We start from the raw sequence: 16,880 nt of genomic DNA on the forward strand, positions 1-16,880 counted from the left end.
ATTGTATATGGCTGATGCGATTGCAGTTATTCGTTTACCGAACCGGTTTGATTTTAGTCATCATAAGTTGTTTTCTCAGCATACAGAAGAAGCATTTGCGCGGGGTGAGGTAAAGTCTATTGAGGTGGATTTTTCTCAGGTCCAATATCTTGATAGTTCGGCTTTGGGTATGTTGGTACTTTTAGCGAAAAAAGCATCAACTCAAAATGTGTCTGTATCGATAAAAGGTGCCCAGGGTACCGCGTTAGATATACTGATGATGGCAAACTTAAATAAATTATATTCAATTAAGTGAGCAGGGAGTTGTTGTGAACATCCTGATAATTGAAGATGATTTATTGTTTAATCAATTTTATTCAATGTTTTTTCAATCAAAAGGCGTCAATGTTGTATCAACTTACAGCATTGCTGAGGCTCGGGGTATTCTGCAATCCAGCGCCCAGTTTGACGCTATTGTGCTGGATAACCAGTTAACCGATGGGGAAGGCCTGCAGTTAGTGCCGCCGCTTATCGGGCAGTATCCTGACGCCGCTATTTTGATGGTCAGTGCAAACGATAGTGCAGATTTCTTTTTGCAGGCCTATGCGTCGGGTCTGGATGACTATGCGGTGAAGCCGGTGAATGTCGACTTGTTGTGGGTCAAAATCTGCCGGGCGGTTGAAGTCCGCCAATTGCAGCGTGTATCGCGGCAGCAGCAGGCTGAGTTGGCAAATTGGGTGGCGCAGGAGCAGCAGGAGCAAGAATTAGCCGGACATGTGCTGGCAACCTTAACGCAGCGCTTGCAACAGATGCCGGCATATATCCAGGTGAAAACCAAACCGAGCAGCAGTTTTAGCGGGGATATTTTGTTACAGCAGCAAGGCCAAGATGGCTCGCAGTATCTGTTGCTGGCTGACGCCATGGGGCATGGATTAGCGGCAGCTATTTCATTGATGCCGGTACTCGAGGTGTTTCAGAGTATGAGTCAGAAATCTTTGCCATTGTCTAACATCGTGTTTGAACTGAATAAAAAGCTAAACCGTCAGTTGCCGGCAGACCGTTTTGTCGCCGCTATTTTTATCCGTTTAGATCCAAGAACTTCGGAGTTAGAAGTCTGGAATGGTGGCATGCCACCGCTATTAATCATCGAATGCGTTCAGAAAAAAATCTCAAAAGCTGAATCAAAGAATATGGCGCTTGGGATTCTCAATGAACAGGAAATCGATGTCAGCGTGGAAAAGTTCAAATGGACTACTGGCAGCTATGCAGTTGGATTCACCGACGGTTTGACTGATACAGAGTTTGTTGGCCACGGCCAGTTCAGTGCGGATTTCTTAGCTGAAACCTGGCTGGAACAGCCAGAAGAGGCTTTTCGAGGCCTCGAACAATGTATTGACGGGCTATCACATGCAGTCGACGACATTTCTGTTTTTTCGATTCATTTTGATAAGTATGCAGATTTAATTTCTGCTGGTATGAAGTTGAATGACAAAAAAGACGGACGATTATGTTTAGAGTTTAAAATTACCGGCTCAGCACTTTCTCAAGTTGATGCTCCACTGAAAATAGTGCAAACAGTAAGTGCCTATGGAATGCATCAAAGTTTAAATAATACACTTTTTTCTGTGTTAACTGAGTTGTATTTAAATGCGTTGGAGCATGGAGTTCTAAAGTTAAACTCAGAGATGAAGCAGGCGGAAGATGGGTTTATTAAATATTACAGTCTCAGAGAGCAACGCTTATCGTCGTTAGTTTCAGATGATTCTATATCACTCGTTGTTGATTGGTGTATGAGTGACAATTCTATTCATTTGACAGTTGCAGATTCTGGATCGGGTTTTGATTATCAGGCAATGAATGTCCAACGTTCAACAGATGATTTTTATTACGGTCGCGGGATTAATATGATTTATTCCTTGTGCGCCGAGGTAAATTTTAAGGGCTGCGGCAATGAAGTAACTGCCGTGATAATAGGATGAGAATATGGCAAAAAATATATTGATAGTAGATGACTCTGCATCTGTCCGACAAATGGTTGAGGTGACGCTGAAATCAGCCGGTTACCAAATCACCGCTGCCAAAGATGGTCAGGAAGCATATGAGTTATGTCAGAGCAAAATCTTCGATTTTGTACTGACAGATCAGAACATGCCACGAATGGATGGCTTGACACTGATTAAATCATTGCGTGGTCTGGGCAGCTACCGCAGTGTTCCTATTGTAGTACTTACCACTGAAGCCAGTGATGCCATGAAAGCACAAGGACGGGCTGCAGGGGCAACGGGGTGGATGGTGAAGCCGTTTGACCCGGCAAAGTTATTGCAAATCGCAGCCAAAGTATTGAATTAACTGTTCAACTGCAGGTGCCTCTATGACGATTGACATGAGTCAGTTTCATGGTGTTTTTCTGGAAGAAAGCGCAGAACATCTGGATGATATTGAACATCTGCTGATGGCGTTAAACCCGGAACAGCCAGAGATTGAAGACCTGAACTGCATTTTCAGGGCAGCACATTCTATTAAAGGTGGCGCCGGCATTTTTGGCTTTGACGCGCTGATTTCTGTCACACACGTCATGGAGAACCTGTTTGATCTGGCCCGTCAGGGCCAATTTAATATCAGCCAGAAAGTGGTCGATGACTTATTGATGGTTGTCGACACGCTGCGCCGCTTGTTAGCCGCCTATGGCTGTAATGAAGCAGTAAATTGGCAGTTAGTCGCGGATGCTACCGAAAAAGTAAACAACCTGCTTCAGCCTGCAGCGGTGGTTGTAAAGGATGCGCCGGATAGTGGCTTTGGTTTTTTTGAACCCCTGGTCAGCAAGACTGATAACAGCGCGTTTGGCTTTTTTGAGCCATTGCCGCAAGCAACTGAAGATGACGGTTTTGGCTTTTTTGAGCCATTGCCGCAAGCAACTAAAGATGACGGTTTTGGTTTCTTTGAACCCCTTACCACTCCTGCCAACGGCGGCCACTCCGACCTGCCGGAGCAGACCGCACCACCAGTAGTTCAGGCGGCAGTCCCGAGCATAAAAGACACAGAACTGAAGGCTGCCCCGGTTGATGCTGAGCAGAAAGTCCTGGTTGAAAGACGAAAAACCGACACTGACACCAGCAGTATTCGGGTTGATATCCACAAAGTAGATAGTCTGGTAAACCTCGTTGGTGAATTGGTCATTACCCAATCGATGCTGACCCTCATCGGCGAAGAGCTTGCAGAGAATCTCAGCGAGCGTCTTGCCACCGCATTGCGTGAGCTCGAACGCAATACCCGTGATCTTCAGGAAGGCATCATGTCTATTCGCATGTTGCCGATGTCCTTTGTTTTCAACCGTTTTCCCCGAGTTGTACGCGATCTGTCGCAAAAGCTAAGCAAACAGGTTGAGCTGGTGGTTGAGGGGGGGCATACCGAAATTGATAAAAGCTTAATTGAGAAACTGGTCGACCCTTTGACCCATCTGGTGCGCAACAGCCTTGATCATGGTATCGAACCTGCGGAAACCCGCCGGGCGCTAGGCAAAGCAGAAACCGGCCGGCTGATATTAAAAGCTGAACAAAAAGGCGGAAACGTGCTTATTTCGGTACATGATGATGGCGGTGGCCTCAACCGCCAGAAAATTATGGCAAAAGCAAGGCAGCGCGGCATTGAGATTAGTGAGACTGCGCCAGACAGCGAAGTGTGGCAGCTGATCATGGCTCCGGGTTTTTCGACCGCTGAACAGGTCACGGATGTCTCCGGTCGTGGGGTTGGCATGGACGTGGTCAGGCGGAATATTGAATCGATGGGCGGTAAAATTGATATCACGTCAAGCACTGGCCAGGGTTCCGGGATCCATATTCGATTGCCGCTGACATTGGCTATTTTGGATGGCATGTCAGTCAGTGTCTCGGACCAGCAATTCATTGTGCCGTTGGTCAATATTGTTGAATCAGTGCAACCCTCGCCAGAACAAATGATGCTGATCAGCAACCAGCAAATGTTGTTTTTGCGTGATTTGTATTGGCCTATCGTAAAGTTAGGTGAGTTGATGCAACTACCTGACGCCATCAAAGACCCACTGATTGGGATTCTGGTACTTGTTGAAAGTAGCCGCAATCGTTTTGCGATGCTGGTCGATGATTTACTTGGACAACAACAGGTTGTGATCAAAAGTTTGGAGCAACACTATCGGCGGGTAGATGGCGTCGCGGGGGCGACTATTATGGGGGATGGCAGTGTCGCATTGATCCTTGATGTCGAATCTCTGGCTGACATTCCTGCAACGTCGATCAATTAAGGAGCCAGCATGTCAGGATCAATATCAGATAACAGTCAGGAATTTTTAACCTTCACATTGGGAGACGAGCATTACGGTCTCGAAATTATGATGGTCAAAGAAATTCGTGGTTATGAAGCAGTGACAAAAATTGCCAATGCCCCACCTTTTGTCAAAGGAGTTTTGAATCTTCGTGGGGATATAGTTCCAATTATAGATTTGCGCTTAAAATTTAATGTAGGGAGTGCAATATACAATGAGTTTACTATTGTAATTATGCTGTCTATCGGTGTGAGAATTGTTGGTATTGTTGTGGATGCAGTGTCGGATGTGGTTAGGTTGCAAAAGGATGATATTAAGCCACCACCGGAGTTTGGCGCAGCTTTTGATCATCAATTTCTACACGGGTTAAGCCAAGTGGGCGATACTATGGTTATTTTGTTGAATATTGAGTCTCTCATTTCAAGCAAAGAGCTTGGGCTTTTTGATTCAGCTGAAAATCCAGTAAGTATTTGACACTGTAAGAGGATATTGAAATGTATTCTTGCTGTAAAATTTATTGAATTAAATGATCGCGTTGGTCAATCAAGAATAATTTCCGAGTAGATAGGTGGGGTATGAATTCTCCGGAAATGCAGTGTTAGCCAATTCAGGTGCTATTAATTGTGCAAAATGGATATATTCTGAATTCAATTTGGAGGCATCTCCGGGTAAGGGCGCAATATTAAATTTCGCAGTACGGCAAGGCCTGATGAAGTCACAGGTATTACCATTTTAACAGCACAAAACATCAGAGTAATGGAGTCTACATCATGGGTTTTTTGAGTAATATATTCAATCGGCAAGATAGTGATGATATCAATGGACGAGCTTTGGCTGCGCAAGCTTTTGCATTACAATCGGCATTAGATGTTTGCCAGGCAAACATTATGATGGCCGATGAGAATATGGTCATCAACTACGTAAACCATTCTCTGAAAGCGATGCTGAAAAGAAATGAAATTGAATTACAGAGACATATCACCGGCTTCAGTGCTGACACCCTGATTGGGACTAATGTTGATTCATTCCATAAAAATCCGGCACATCAACGACGATTGATCTCGAACCTGACTGACGTTTTTAAGACCCAGCTCAAAATTGGCCCACTCACTTTTGCGTTGATAGCGACCCCGGTGTTTGACCATAACCGGGTGCGGCTCGGTACTGTTGTTGAGTGGCAGGATTTGACTGAAGAGTTGGCCAAACTGGCGCAGGCTGCGGTCATGAACAGCGTCAATCAACGGATGAAGAATGCGCTGGATGTGTGCCAGGCCAATGTGATGATGGCCGATGCAGAGCTTAATATTGTTTATATCAATGAATCCCTGATGCGAATGTTTCGGATTAATGAATCTGAGCTGCGAAAACATCTGCCTGCATTCGAGTGTAATAAATTGATTGGGACTAACATTGACGTGTTCCATAAAAATCCCAGTCATCAACGGGGGATGTTGGCTCAACTTAAAACTCCATTTAATACAAAAATAAAAGTAGGCGATTTAACATTTGATCTTATTGCGACGCCTGTTTTTAATCATGAGCACGAAAGAATAGGGACTGTTGTTGAATGGGATGATATGACGGAGGAGTTGGCTCGCTTGCAGGAAGAACGGACCATTCATAATGAAAATCTTCGAATTCGTGACGCGCTCGGCAATATAGATACCTGCGTGATGATAGCAAATGAAACAAATCATATTATCTATATGAATAAAGCTGTTATCAACATGCTGCAGACAGCGGAATCTGATTTACGTAAATCACTGCCGAACTTTTCGGCGAATAATTTGCTCGGTCAAAGTATTGATAACTTCCATAAAAATCCGGCACATCAACGTAGCTTGTTGGAAAAGTTATCCAGCACCTACACCACGACGATCAAAATCTCCAACCGGGTGTTTAAGCTCACTGCAAATCCGGTGTTTAACGATGACGGCGTGCGGATTGGAGCTGTCGTCGAATGGAAAGATCGGACCGCTGAAGTGCTGGTTGAACAGGATATTGCCCGCATTGTTGAAGCTGCAGTCCAGGGGAATTTCGCTGAACGGATTGATGAGGCTGACAAAGCTGATTTTATATTGGTGTTGGCAAAAGGGCTTAATGAGCTGACCTCCACAGCTGAGACGGCGTTGAGTGAAATCAACAGCGTGTTATCCGCTGTCGCAAGCGGCGATCTCACTGAAAGAATCGAAGGCAATTTCGCCGGTTTGTTTGGCGAGTTAAAAGATAGCTGTAACGCAACTGCTGAAAATCTAGCCAGAATGCTCGGTGAAATCAGGCATGCTGCAGAAACGATCAATACCGCTGCTAGTGAGATATCTGAAGGCAATACTGATTTGTCCAATCGCACGGAACAGCAAGCGTCGAATCTGGAAGAAACCGCTTCCAGCATGGAAGAGTTAACGGGCACTGTGCGGCAGAATTCGGATAACTCCAGACAGGCCAATGTGTTAGCTGCAAAAGCTTCTGAAGTAGCCGTCAGTGGTGGTCAGCTGATTGAGCAGGTGGTCACGACGATGGCTTCGATCAATGAATCGGCGCAAAAAATCTCGGATATCATCGGCGTCATTGATGGTATTGCTTTCCAAACCAACATCCTGGCGTTGAACGCAGCGGTTGAAGCGGCGCGGGCGGGTGAGCAGGGCCGCGGTTTTGCCGTTGTCGCTTCCGAAGTTCGCACGCTGGCGCAACGGTCGGCAAATGCTGCCAAAGACATCAAAGCGCTGATTTCAGATTCAGTGAATAAGATCCGTAATGGCAATGATTTAGTCGATAAATCAGGCGCCACGATGAAAGACGTTGTCGTCTCGATCAAGCGGGTCAATGACATCATGGCTGAAATTGCTGCAGCTTCACTTGAGCAATCAACCGGTATTGATGAAATCAGCAAAGCTGTTAATCAAATGGACGAGATGACACAACAGAATGCTGCGTTAGTTGAGCAGGCTGCAGCTGCCGCTGAAAGCCTGCTGGCGCAGGCGGAGCAGTTAAATGATCATGTTGCCATGTTCAAACTGGATAATGCGGAAGAATCGCGCGTAGCCGTCAAGTCATCAAAGTCGGTTGTCACCCGTCAAGTCAATATGAAAAAACCGCCGGCCATTGCTGCGCCAAAACGCCCGGCCAAATCAGGTAAACCGGTGAAAGCGCTGCCGAAGGCTCCTCCTGGCGATGATGAGTGGGAAAGCTTCTAACAGGATAAGAGGTTTGAGAGCGTTGTCAGTCGTCCCTTTACACAGGTCTGTGTGAAGGGATGTAGTTGTAGTTGTTTCAAGCCTGATGAGGACAAGTATGTTGAATAAGCCCGCAGCGCTGATTCAGGAACGAGAGTTCAGTTTTACCGCTGTTGATTTTCAGGCAATCGCCAGGCGTTTATACGATTTAGCCGGCATCAGATTAAATCCCAGCAAAGATTCAATGGTTTACAGCCGTTTAGTGCGCAGGATCCGCACGCTCAAACTGGCTGGCTTCGCGGACTATTTGCAATATCTGGCTCGTCATACGGAAGAAGAGCAGCACTTTATCAATGCATTGACGACCAACTTAACTTCCTTTTTTCGCGAAGCGCATCATTTTGACGTGTTGTCGCAATACCTGAAGCAACATCCGGCTTGCAAGACAATTTGGTGTGCAGCGAGTAGTACAGGTGAAGAACCCTATTCCATTGCGATGACGGTGGCTGAACACTTTGGCAGCTTTGAGGTGCCGATCGACATTATCGCTTCAGATATCGACAGCCAGGTGCTGGCTATTGCCACCAAAGGCATTTATCCGCAGGAACGGGTAGAGAATTTATCGCAGACACAGCTGAAAAACTTTTTTCATCGTGGTGTTGCAGCACAGGCCGGACAAGTGCGGGTCGTCCCCGAGCTGGCGGCCATGGTGAAGTTTACCCGGATAAACCTATTAGACCAAAAGTGGCCGTTACCAGAATCGATTGACGTTATTTTTTGCCGTAATGTGATGATTTATTTCGATAAAAGTATGCAGCTTCAAATACTGGAGCGAATGGTGAAACGGTTGTCACCGGACGGTTTGTATATTGCCGGCCACTCGGAAAACTTTGCTCATGCCAGCCATCTGGTGAAACCCAATGGCAAAACGACTTATAAGCCGGTAACAAACAGGAGTTAATGGGTGGATTTTGATCTGAATAACCCGCATTTAGCACCGAATCGCTATTTTGACCGGCATTTTGAACAAGAAGCCGTGAAAATTTTGCCCGGCGAATACTACGTCACCGCCCAGCAAATGTTGATTGTCACGGTGCTGGGCTCTTGTGTTTCTGTTTGTCTGCGTGATCCGGTAGCGGATATCAGTGGCATGAATCATTTTCTGCTGCCATCTGAGGGGGGCAGTGCAAACGATATGTTGTCGGAATCAGCCCGCTATGGCGTGTTTGCCATGGATATTTTGATTAACCATATGCTTAAGCTGGGGGCGGCCCGCCATCGGCTCGAAGCGAAAGTTTTTGGCGGCGGTAATGTACTGAAGGGCTTCACAACCACCAATGTCGGAGAGCGCAACGCAGAATTTGTGCTGGATTATCTGAAAGTTGAAGGCATACCTGTAGTGGGCAAAGACTTGCTCGATGTGTATCCGCGCAAGGTGTATTTTTTTGCCGAAACAGGTCAGGTGCTGGTGCGTAAGATTAAGAACCTGCACAACACCACTATTATCGATCGTGAAAGTGCTTATCGGATGCAACTGCGCCAACGCAGACAATCCGGGGACGTTGAATTATTTGATGAGTAGAGGGACTACATTTGACCAAGGTATTGATCGTTGATGATTCGGCGTTGATCAGAAGTTTACTGACTGAAATCATTAAATCTGAACCTGGTTTTGTCTTAGTCGGAGCCGCTGCCGACGCATACCAGGCCAAAGATCTCGTCAATCAGTATCAGCCCGATGTGATTACTTTAGACATTGAAATGCCAAAAGTTGATGGTTTGACCTTTTTGGACCGGTTGATGAAAGCAAGGCCAACGCCGGTACTGATGATTTCTACCCTGACTGAACGTGGCGCAGATGTGACGTTGCGTGCACTCGAGCTTGGCGCGGTAGATTATATTGCGAAGCCCAGAATTGACGTCGCAGCCGGGATTGAAGCTTACCGGCAAGAGATTATCGATAAGATAAAAAGTGCTGCTCAGGCCAAGCTTGGCAATCGTCAGCGCAGTGTCGTCAAACAAGTAAAGAACCAGCAGCATTTCAATGTTTCCGAGAAAATTCTGGCCATCGGTGCTTCGACCGGTGGCACCGAAGCGCTGAAAACACTGTTGCTTTCCTTGCCGCTGGATTGCCCGGGCGTGCTGATCACGCAACATATGCCGGCAGGTTTTACCAAAACTTTCGCTGAACGCCTCAACAAGTTATGCCCGCATACGGTCAAAGAAGCAGAAGATAATGACCGGGTATTACCAGGACATATCTACGTGGCGCCCGGAAGTTTCCATCTGGAATTAGTGCGTTCCGGTGCTGATTTTCGCTTGAAACTGAGCGACGGTGACAAGGTAAGCGGGCATAAACCATCGGTTGACGTGTTGTTTCGCTCGGTGGCAAAAGCTGCAGGGCCTAATGCCGTCGCGGCGATTCTAACCGGGATGGGCAAAGATGGGGCGATCGGGATACAGGAGATCCATCACGCGGGCGGCTATACGATTGCCCAGGACGAGGATAGTTGTGTGGTATTTGGCATGCCAAAAGAAGCCATTCTTACGGGAGCCATTGATCGGGTTTGTCCATTGTCGGATATTGCACAATTGGCGTTTAACGAGTTGTCGCGCAGGGGCAGTTACCGGCTCTAGTGCTGGTGTAAGCCAGCTAAACAGCGGCCCCTCGCGCATCTGAGGTCTGTGGCCGACAGCGGAGATGAATTCAGGCTTTACCCGCCTCAACTATTGCTGTTTGATTGTTCATCCAGCCTGACGAATCCGCGTTGCCACGTTTGACCGGCAGATAGTTGCGTTGTGCGGGCTACAAAACTACAGGCATTTAAGAGTACAATAGCCACTTTCGTTGTTGGTAAGACAATTTCGACGCTGATTTTCAGGGAATTTTGACACTAATTTGGATGGTGGATACCAGCGCAGTGACCAGTTTCAGGTCATTGGCGGTTGGCAGACGAGTACAGCCGGAATTGTGAGCGCTTGAACAAGCCCTGCAGATCCCGACAATACCCAAAGTGCATCACCCGCTGGCCAGACAGGCTACAGCATGCACTTATTCATGTTTCCAAAAGACTGCAATACCTTGCCGCTGTATTAAGCGACATCTGATAAATCTGCAAACTATAAACAGCCATTACTATCTACGGCGCGCTCGCCACGCACGTTTCGGCACAATTTACGTCAATCATTTGATATAGTAACAAGTTGTGCGAATTCAGCAGCGGGACCAGCAACGGCTCTCTGTGACAGACTTAAGACGAACAGGTAACAGGACAATATGACGGAACATCAGCAAGAATCTCAGTTAATTACTCGTACTAACAATGATTTAAGCAATGAACCATTGGGTGCATTACCTAGTTTATCTTCCCGCGTGATGTTCTGGCGGCCGAAATTTCTGTGCGAATCGGACTGGCTGGACCATCTGCCCTTTGCTTTCTGGCTGATTGAAAGTGTCAAACCACGCATCCTGGTAGAACTTGGTGTGGCCGCCGGTGCTTCATATTTTGCCTTTTGTCAGGCGATGGACAAACTTAATGTGGTGGGGCGCTGTTATGGCTTTGATCAATGGTCCAATCAAAACGAGTCGCAGTTTCAGGCGGCGCTGAAATACAATCAGCAACAATATGAAGAATTTTCCCGCCTTGAGTCTGACAACTTTGCTGATGCCGCCAGGCATTTTCTCGACCACAGTGTCGACCTGCTACATATCAATCCTGCAGCCGACAGCGACAACTTATCCGTGGTATTTCAGCGCTGGTTGCCAAAATTGTCTGAAAAAGCCGTGGTGCTGCTTCATCACAGCCAATCTGCGGCAAAACAGGTGGCTGAACTGAAACAGCAGTTGCAAACTCAGTACCGTCATTTTGAATTTTTACAGCAACACGGTTTGCTGGTAGTTGTGATAAAGGAAATTCCTTCAGACAGCCTCACCCGTTTGCTGGAGATCCGGCCTGGCGAAAAGACCTACGAAATAGTCCAAAACGTGTTCAGCCGGTTAGGGAAAGCCTGTTCAGAAACGATGAATGCCCGTGCAGCTAAACAGCAGCTGGCACTGATCAATGATGAACTGGCAGATTCCCGCCAACAGCTACATGAACGCCAGCAACGGATTGATGATTTGCTGACGCATTTATCTGATCATAAAAACTGGCTGACCAAGCGTGAGCAGGAGTCGGTGGCGCTCAGCGCCCGGCTGAACCGGACCGAACAACAAAAGCTGGAACAACAGCAAGCGCTGAATGAACGGATTAGCCTGCTGGAAAACCTGCGCAATGAATTAAAGCTTGAAGCCGGCCATTTGTTGAGCAGTGTCGAACAGCTGACAACCGACAATAACCAGCTGCAGCTGAAGCAGATGGAACAAGATGCAGAGCTGACGATCGCCAGACAACAGCTGCAGCAGTTGCAACAGGCGCAGGCCGAGGCCAGTCAGCTGAACAAGACGTTGGCGTCAGACCGCGCAGAACTGCAACGACAGCTGCAGGTACAGGCCACCGAATTACAGCAGTCGCATCAGCAACTAGCTACGATGACCCGCAATGCTGAACAGCAACGCCATGAAAGTGAGCTGAGATTGGCTGAAACCACGCAGCAGCATCAACAAGAGAGCCAGAAGCTACGAGAGCAAAACAGCCAATACCAGCAACATATGAAGCAACTGCAGGCAGATCTGACTCAGATATCAGATAATTTGCAGTTGAGCTATGAAAAAAATGATGTTCTGGTTGCTACCCAGCAACAATTACAGGCAGATCTCAGTAAAATACAAATCAAACTGCAAAGAAGTCAGGCAGAAAACAGCAAGCTCACCGAATTACAACAGTATCAACTGGCAGAACAACAGCAAGTAGAGGCGAGATTGCAGCAAAGCCAAGCGGAATATGCCGCTTTGTTTGCGATGCATCATCAGCAGATCGACCAAATTCAACTTATGGATGCCAACTTATCTGAGCTAAAAGCAGAAAAAGCTGAGCTAGGGATTCTATTGCAGCAAAAACACGCAGAGCTACAGCAAAAAGATACTGAGCTCCAGCAATGTTACAGCGAGCTGGCAATACTGGGTCAGGTTATGCAGCAGCAACATGCGGCTGCTGCCGGCTCTCAGGCGGTCGCCAACACAGAAATTCGCTATAAAGAGAAGCAATTGTTGCAACTGAAAAATAGTTTGGCCTGGAAACTGAGCTGGCCAGTGCGTCTGCTGACCGGAGATTACTCGGCCCAGAAGTTATGGCAAAAACAGCTACAGCAACAAATGTATTTGATTGAAGATTCAGGTTTATTTGACGAAAAATGGTACCTCAATCAATACCCTGATGTGCAGCAAAGTGGCTTGCCTGCATTGGAGCATTATCTGCGTTTTGGCGGCTTTGAGGGCCGTAAACCCAACCCGAAATTTGATTCGGCGTTTTATCTTGCACAGTATCAGGACGTGGTCGACGCTGGTCTAAATCCACTGGTGCATTACGTGAAGTTTGGACAAGCAGAACAGCGTTTATTCAGTGCGCGGGCCATCGATTAACATCGGGCTAATACAGCAATAAAACGAAAATTATAAAGCAGGAGCAAGGTGCAGATGAAAGCCATTGTGTCGGTAAGTCCGGCATTAAACGAACCTTTACTGACAACAGTTTTTCCCACCGCTGCTGGAAACACTGAAATGCGAACGTTGGTCGTGCAACAGCCGACAGATTTGCATATGTTGCGTGATCATTTGCAGTCTTCTGCAGAAGCCGTTGTCGTTTTGTTCAGTAGGGCAGAATATGCCATGGCGGCTTGGGTTCGTGCTGGATGGAGTTTGGATAAAGCGGCGGAACACTGGCAAGCCCTGGTCCGTGACTTGCTCGAAATTCAAAAATCACAAAGGCAACGGATATTGCTGGTCGATTGTGATGAATGGCTTGGTCAGCCTGAACTTTGGCCCACGCGCTGTCTTGAGGCGGGTTACATGCCTGATGTAGTTGATGTGATCAAGCCGCAGACTGATCTTGCCCTATTAGCATGTTGTCATTTTGTCCGGCTCAATTCCGGGATTATGCACCTCAATTCGTTGTTGGTGGCAAGCAGTCTACCTTTGACAGAGCAAGATTCGCTACGATTGTTACCACTTGACGACGTGTTGCATCAGCATTTTCTGCAGCAGCAACGGCTGTCACAATTACAGGATCAAGTAGCGACGCAACAACTTCGGCTTCAGCAGCAGGGACAACAATTACAGACCGTTGAGCGCCAGCTTAATAGTGTGAACCAGCTGAAGCAGGATTTTGAGCAGAGTAGTAAACAGCATATCGCTGAACTTCAGACTAGTCTGCATCAGGCCCAACAACTGCAATTACCGGTACAACAAGAGAACGAGCTGTTATTGACGCAGCTGCATAAGGTGCAGGAACAACTAGAGGCAACGCTTAACAGCGCAGACCGGCAAGTTCAGGACTTACGTCATCAATTAGCCGAAACCGAGACTGCATATAACAGTTTGCAATCGCTTCAACAAACAACAGAAGCTGAACTAACGGAAAAGACGCAACAGTTGTCCAGTACCGCGGCAAACAACGAACTCAAAGCAGACGTTAAGGCGCTGCAGCAAGCCGAGCATGAAAATACTTTGTTGTTAGATCAACTATTTAAGGTGCAAGAGCAGCTGGAAGACTACTATCTTCAGATTGAGCGGTCTCGCCAACAACCAGAAAATCCTGCTTTATTGAGCATTCAATGCCGACTGACAATGCTAGCAACTGTACTTAGACGTGTTGCGCACGAGCCGGCATTATTAAGCCGCGAGTCATTGGAAGAGCGTGTAGCGTTATTATCGTCGCCATTATTCGATCCGATTTGGTATCAAAACAAATATATGCCGGAAGGTAGTTCTCCGATGGATGCAGCCGATCACTATCTGACCATTGGCACTGTAGAAATGTTTAACCCTGGTCCGGAATTCGATGCAACTAACTATTTGGTGCAGCATGAGGATGTTGCTGCGGCGGCGTTAGATCCATTGCTTCATTTTGAATGGCATGGCCGGACGGAAGGACGCCAGTATCATGCTGTCGCTGAGGGAGTAAACTGAAATGACATTCGGAACAACCGCTGTTCAGCAGAACGATAAAGGTGTGCTCGTATGGGTTGGTTCGGGTGATGCCGCTAATTTCCACAGTCTGATCCCAGAAAGTTACAGCCAATGTTTGTTGATTGAAGCGGATGAAATGCAAACCGAACCTCTGCTTCAGCTGCAACAGAGAGATGAAAAAGTTAGATCGTTAATTAAGGCTGTAGCGACAGAAGACGGGCCTTCTTTGTTCTATCGCTATAATCTGGACCAATTTAATGCGCTGCAGCCAGCTACGGGGCTGTTACAGTTGTATCCTGGGTTGAAGTTGCAGGAACAGGTCACTCTTCAGGCGATTAGTATTTCCACATTGATACGTGAACAACAGTTAGAACCGACATTTAAGCATACGCTGGTGCTTTCGGTCCCGGCACAGGCATATGGGTTACTGCGCTCCCTTGCCGAACAGGATCTGTTGACTTTGTTTTACCAGTTGAACGTGCAAGTGGGGCAAACAGAGTTATATCAGGACGCAGGAACTTGTTCGGAGCTGGAGTTCTGGCTGCAACAACAAGGATATTTGTTGTGTGAAACTGACAAATCCGATCCTGATTTATGGCTGGTTGTTTTCCGGCGGCATCCATTGTTAGACAAGCTTCGAAAGCTTGAGACTGTGAATGACGATCTAACTAGCCAACTTGAGATGAGTATTGAAGAACAGCGTGTATTGTCTCAACGTTTGCAACAGCATTCTTCTGAAATTGAGGAGCTAACGCATAGACAAAATGCGGAACTGGTTAGAATAAAGCAAGACAACGTTGAGCTTGCCGTCCGAGTTACTGAAGCAGATAGTGAAACTGGGAAAATAAGAAATCAGCTACGAGTAATGGAAGTAAAATTACAAGCAGCTAGAGTCGGAAATGCAGAGCTACATCACAAATTGCAACAGGCAGAGTCGACAGCAACCGAGGCACATAGTTCTTTATTAAGCAAAAATGAATTACTTGTAGAACAATTGCAAGCATTAGAGATTCAGTTACATCTAGTTCGAGAAGAGAACATAAAACTGCAGCAAGCGGAAGGGATTGCAAATAACTCGCTTAATTCTGCTTTAAATGACCTCGAATTGCTCAAAAAGCAACTAGTGGCAATCGGGGCAGAATTGCAGTCATTGAGAGAAGAAAATATCAACTTGCTAAACACTGGACTTGCTGCGTCAGAAAACTTGAACAATGCAGAAATGGTTATAGGTCAACTACAACAGCAACAAATGTCTTTAGCCACACAATTACAAGTTGTCACAGCTACGAATGCCGAGCTATTGGCTAGAGCTGAAAGCCAAGCGCAGCAAACTATTCAGTCCGAAACCGCGGCATTGGCAAAGCAACATACCCTTGAGCAAAAGCTGCAACATGCAGAACAAATTTTGCTCGCGGAGCGCGAAGCAGCTGAGGTTGTGACCGCGCAGTTAAGAGTACAATTGCAGACTGAAGAGCAGGAGTTGCGAAATGTGGTAGCAAACAATGCGGAACTGGTTGCGAAAGGTGAAAGCTTGCTAAACCAAATAATCCATATTGAAGCGAGAGCGATAGACCTACAACATCTGCTGGACACAACCACCACCAATCTGACAAATATGACCAATCAGGCTACATATCGTCTGGATGCAATTACTCAGTTAGAAAAGAGTAATCGCCGATTACTGGAAGAAAACCAACAGTTGAGCGAACGACAACATGCTTTGCAGCAAGAAATGCTGAAGGCCGAAGCGCAGATAGATTTAATTAAAGAATTGATATTAAAAGAGTAATGCTGAATGACTGTGAAAACTTTTTTAGTCACCGGTGGTGCCGGTTTTATTGGCTCTGCTGTGGTGCGTCACCTGATTGAACATACCGCACACAAGGTGGTGGTACTGGACAAGTTAACTTACGCCGGCAATCTGAATTCACTGACCTCAGTGGCAGATTCTGATCGCTATCAGTTTATTCAGGCCGATATTTGTGACCCGCAAAAGCTGCAACAGGTGTTTCAAGATTGTCAGCCAGATATCGTGATGCATCTGGCCGCTGAAAGTCATGTTGACCGCTCTATTACCGGTGCCGGCGAATTTATCCAGACCAACATTGTCGGTACTTACACCTTGCTGGAAGCGGCTCGTGCTTATTGGCTGCAACTCGATGCGGCCAATAAGCAGGCATTCCGGTTCCATCATATTTCGACCGACGAAGTGTACGGCGATTTACACGGGACTGATGACCTGTTCACCGAAGCCACGCCTTATGCGCCCAGCAGCCCGTATTCAGCCAGCAAAGCGGCGTCGGACCATTTAGTGCGGGCCTGGTTACGCACCTTCGGTTTGCCGACTATTGTGACTAACTGCTCG

General features: G+C 46.9%; 12 protein-coding genes and 1 pseudogene. All 13 read left to right on the forward strand.

Features of this window, described 5'->3' with window-relative positions; all coding sequences use genetic code 11:
* Nucleotides 1–7: 7 nt before the first annotated feature.
* On the forward strand, nucleotides 8–295 hold the full coding sequence (locus ACFFJP_RS02795; RefSeq protein WP_377240272.1) for an STAS domain-containing protein: 288 nt from the start codon (nucleotides 8–10) through the stop codon (nucleotides 293–295).
* Between the two features lie 13 nt (nucleotides 296–308).
* On the forward strand, nucleotides 309–1,958 hold the full coding sequence (locus tag ACFFJP_RS02800; RefSeq protein ID WP_377240274.1) for a SpoIIE family protein phosphatase: 1,650 nt from the start codon (nucleotides 309–311) through the stop codon (nucleotides 1,956–1,958).
* A gap of 4 nt (nucleotides 1,959–1,962) precedes the next feature.
* On the forward strand, nucleotides 1,963–2,328 hold the full coding sequence (locus tag ACFFJP_RS02805) for a response regulator (protein ID WP_377240276.1): 366 nt from the start codon (nucleotides 1,963–1,965) through the stop codon (nucleotides 2,326–2,328).
* A 22-nt stretch (nucleotides 2,329–2,350) separates the two neighbouring features.
* On the forward strand, nucleotides 2,351–4,255 hold the full coding sequence (locus ACFFJP_RS02810; protein ID WP_377240278.1) for a chemotaxis protein CheA: 1,905 nt from the start codon (nucleotides 2,351–2,353) through the stop codon (nucleotides 4,253–4,255).
* A gap of 9 nt (nucleotides 4,256–4,264) precedes the next feature.
* Nucleotides 4,265–4,750, forward strand: a complete 486-nt coding sequence (locus tag ACFFJP_RS02815; protein WP_377240280.1) for a chemotaxis protein CheW — start codon at nucleotides 4,265–4,267, stop codon at nucleotides 4,748–4,750.
* 296 nt (nucleotides 4,751–5,046) lie between these two features.
* A pseudogene (locus ACFFJP_RS02820) lies at nucleotides 5,047–7,134 on the forward strand (methyl-accepting chemotaxis protein); the annotation flags it as partial.
* Between the two features lie 433 nt (nucleotides 7,135–7,567).
* Complete coding sequence (locus ACFFJP_RS02825) at nucleotides 7,568–8,410, forward strand: CheR family methyltransferase (protein WP_377240282.1); 843 nt, start codon at nucleotides 7,568–7,570, stop codon at nucleotides 8,408–8,410.
* Between the two features lie 3 nt (nucleotides 8,411–8,413).
* Entirely contained in the window at nucleotides 8,414–9,031 is a 618-nt protein-coding gene (cheD, locus tag ACFFJP_RS02830; RefSeq protein WP_377240284.1) for a chemoreceptor glutamine deamidase CheD, read from the forward strand.
* Between the two features lie 11 nt (nucleotides 9,032–9,042).
* Nucleotides 9,043–10,086: a protein-glutamate methylesterase/protein-glutamine glutaminase gene (locus ACFFJP_RS02835; RefSeq protein WP_377240286.1), complete on the forward strand. Its 1,044-nt coding sequence runs from the start codon at nucleotides 9,043–9,045 to the stop codon at nucleotides 10,084–10,086.
* 640 nt (nucleotides 10,087–10,726) lie between these two features.
* On the forward strand, nucleotides 10,727–12,970 hold the full coding sequence (locus ACFFJP_RS02840) for a class I SAM-dependent methyltransferase (RefSeq protein WP_377240288.1): 2,244 nt from the start codon (nucleotides 10,727–10,729) through the stop codon (nucleotides 12,968–12,970).
* A gap of 138 nt (nucleotides 12,971–13,108) precedes the next feature.
* Nucleotides 13,109–14,515: a hypothetical protein gene (locus ACFFJP_RS02845; protein WP_377240290.1), complete on the forward strand. Its 1,407-nt coding sequence runs from the start codon at nucleotides 13,109–13,111 to the stop codon at nucleotides 14,513–14,515.
* Nucleotide 14,516: 1 nt separating this feature from the next.
* Complete coding sequence (locus tag ACFFJP_RS02850) at nucleotides 14,517–16,304, forward strand: coiled-coil domain-containing protein (RefSeq protein WP_377240292.1); 1,788 nt, start codon at nucleotides 14,517–14,519, stop codon at nucleotides 16,302–16,304.
* A 6-nt stretch (nucleotides 16,305–16,310) separates the two neighbouring features.
* A partial coding sequence (locus ACFFJP_RS02855; RefSeq protein ID WP_377240294.1) for a dTDP-glucose 4,6-dehydratase occupies nucleotides 16,311–16,880 on the forward strand: 570 nt, incomplete at its 3' end.

Source organism: Rheinheimera tilapiae (genome assembly GCF_042432165.1).
Taxonomy (GTDB): domain Bacteria; phylum Pseudomonadota; class Gammaproteobacteria; order Enterobacterales; family Alteromonadaceae; genus Pararheinheimera; species Pararheinheimera tilapiae.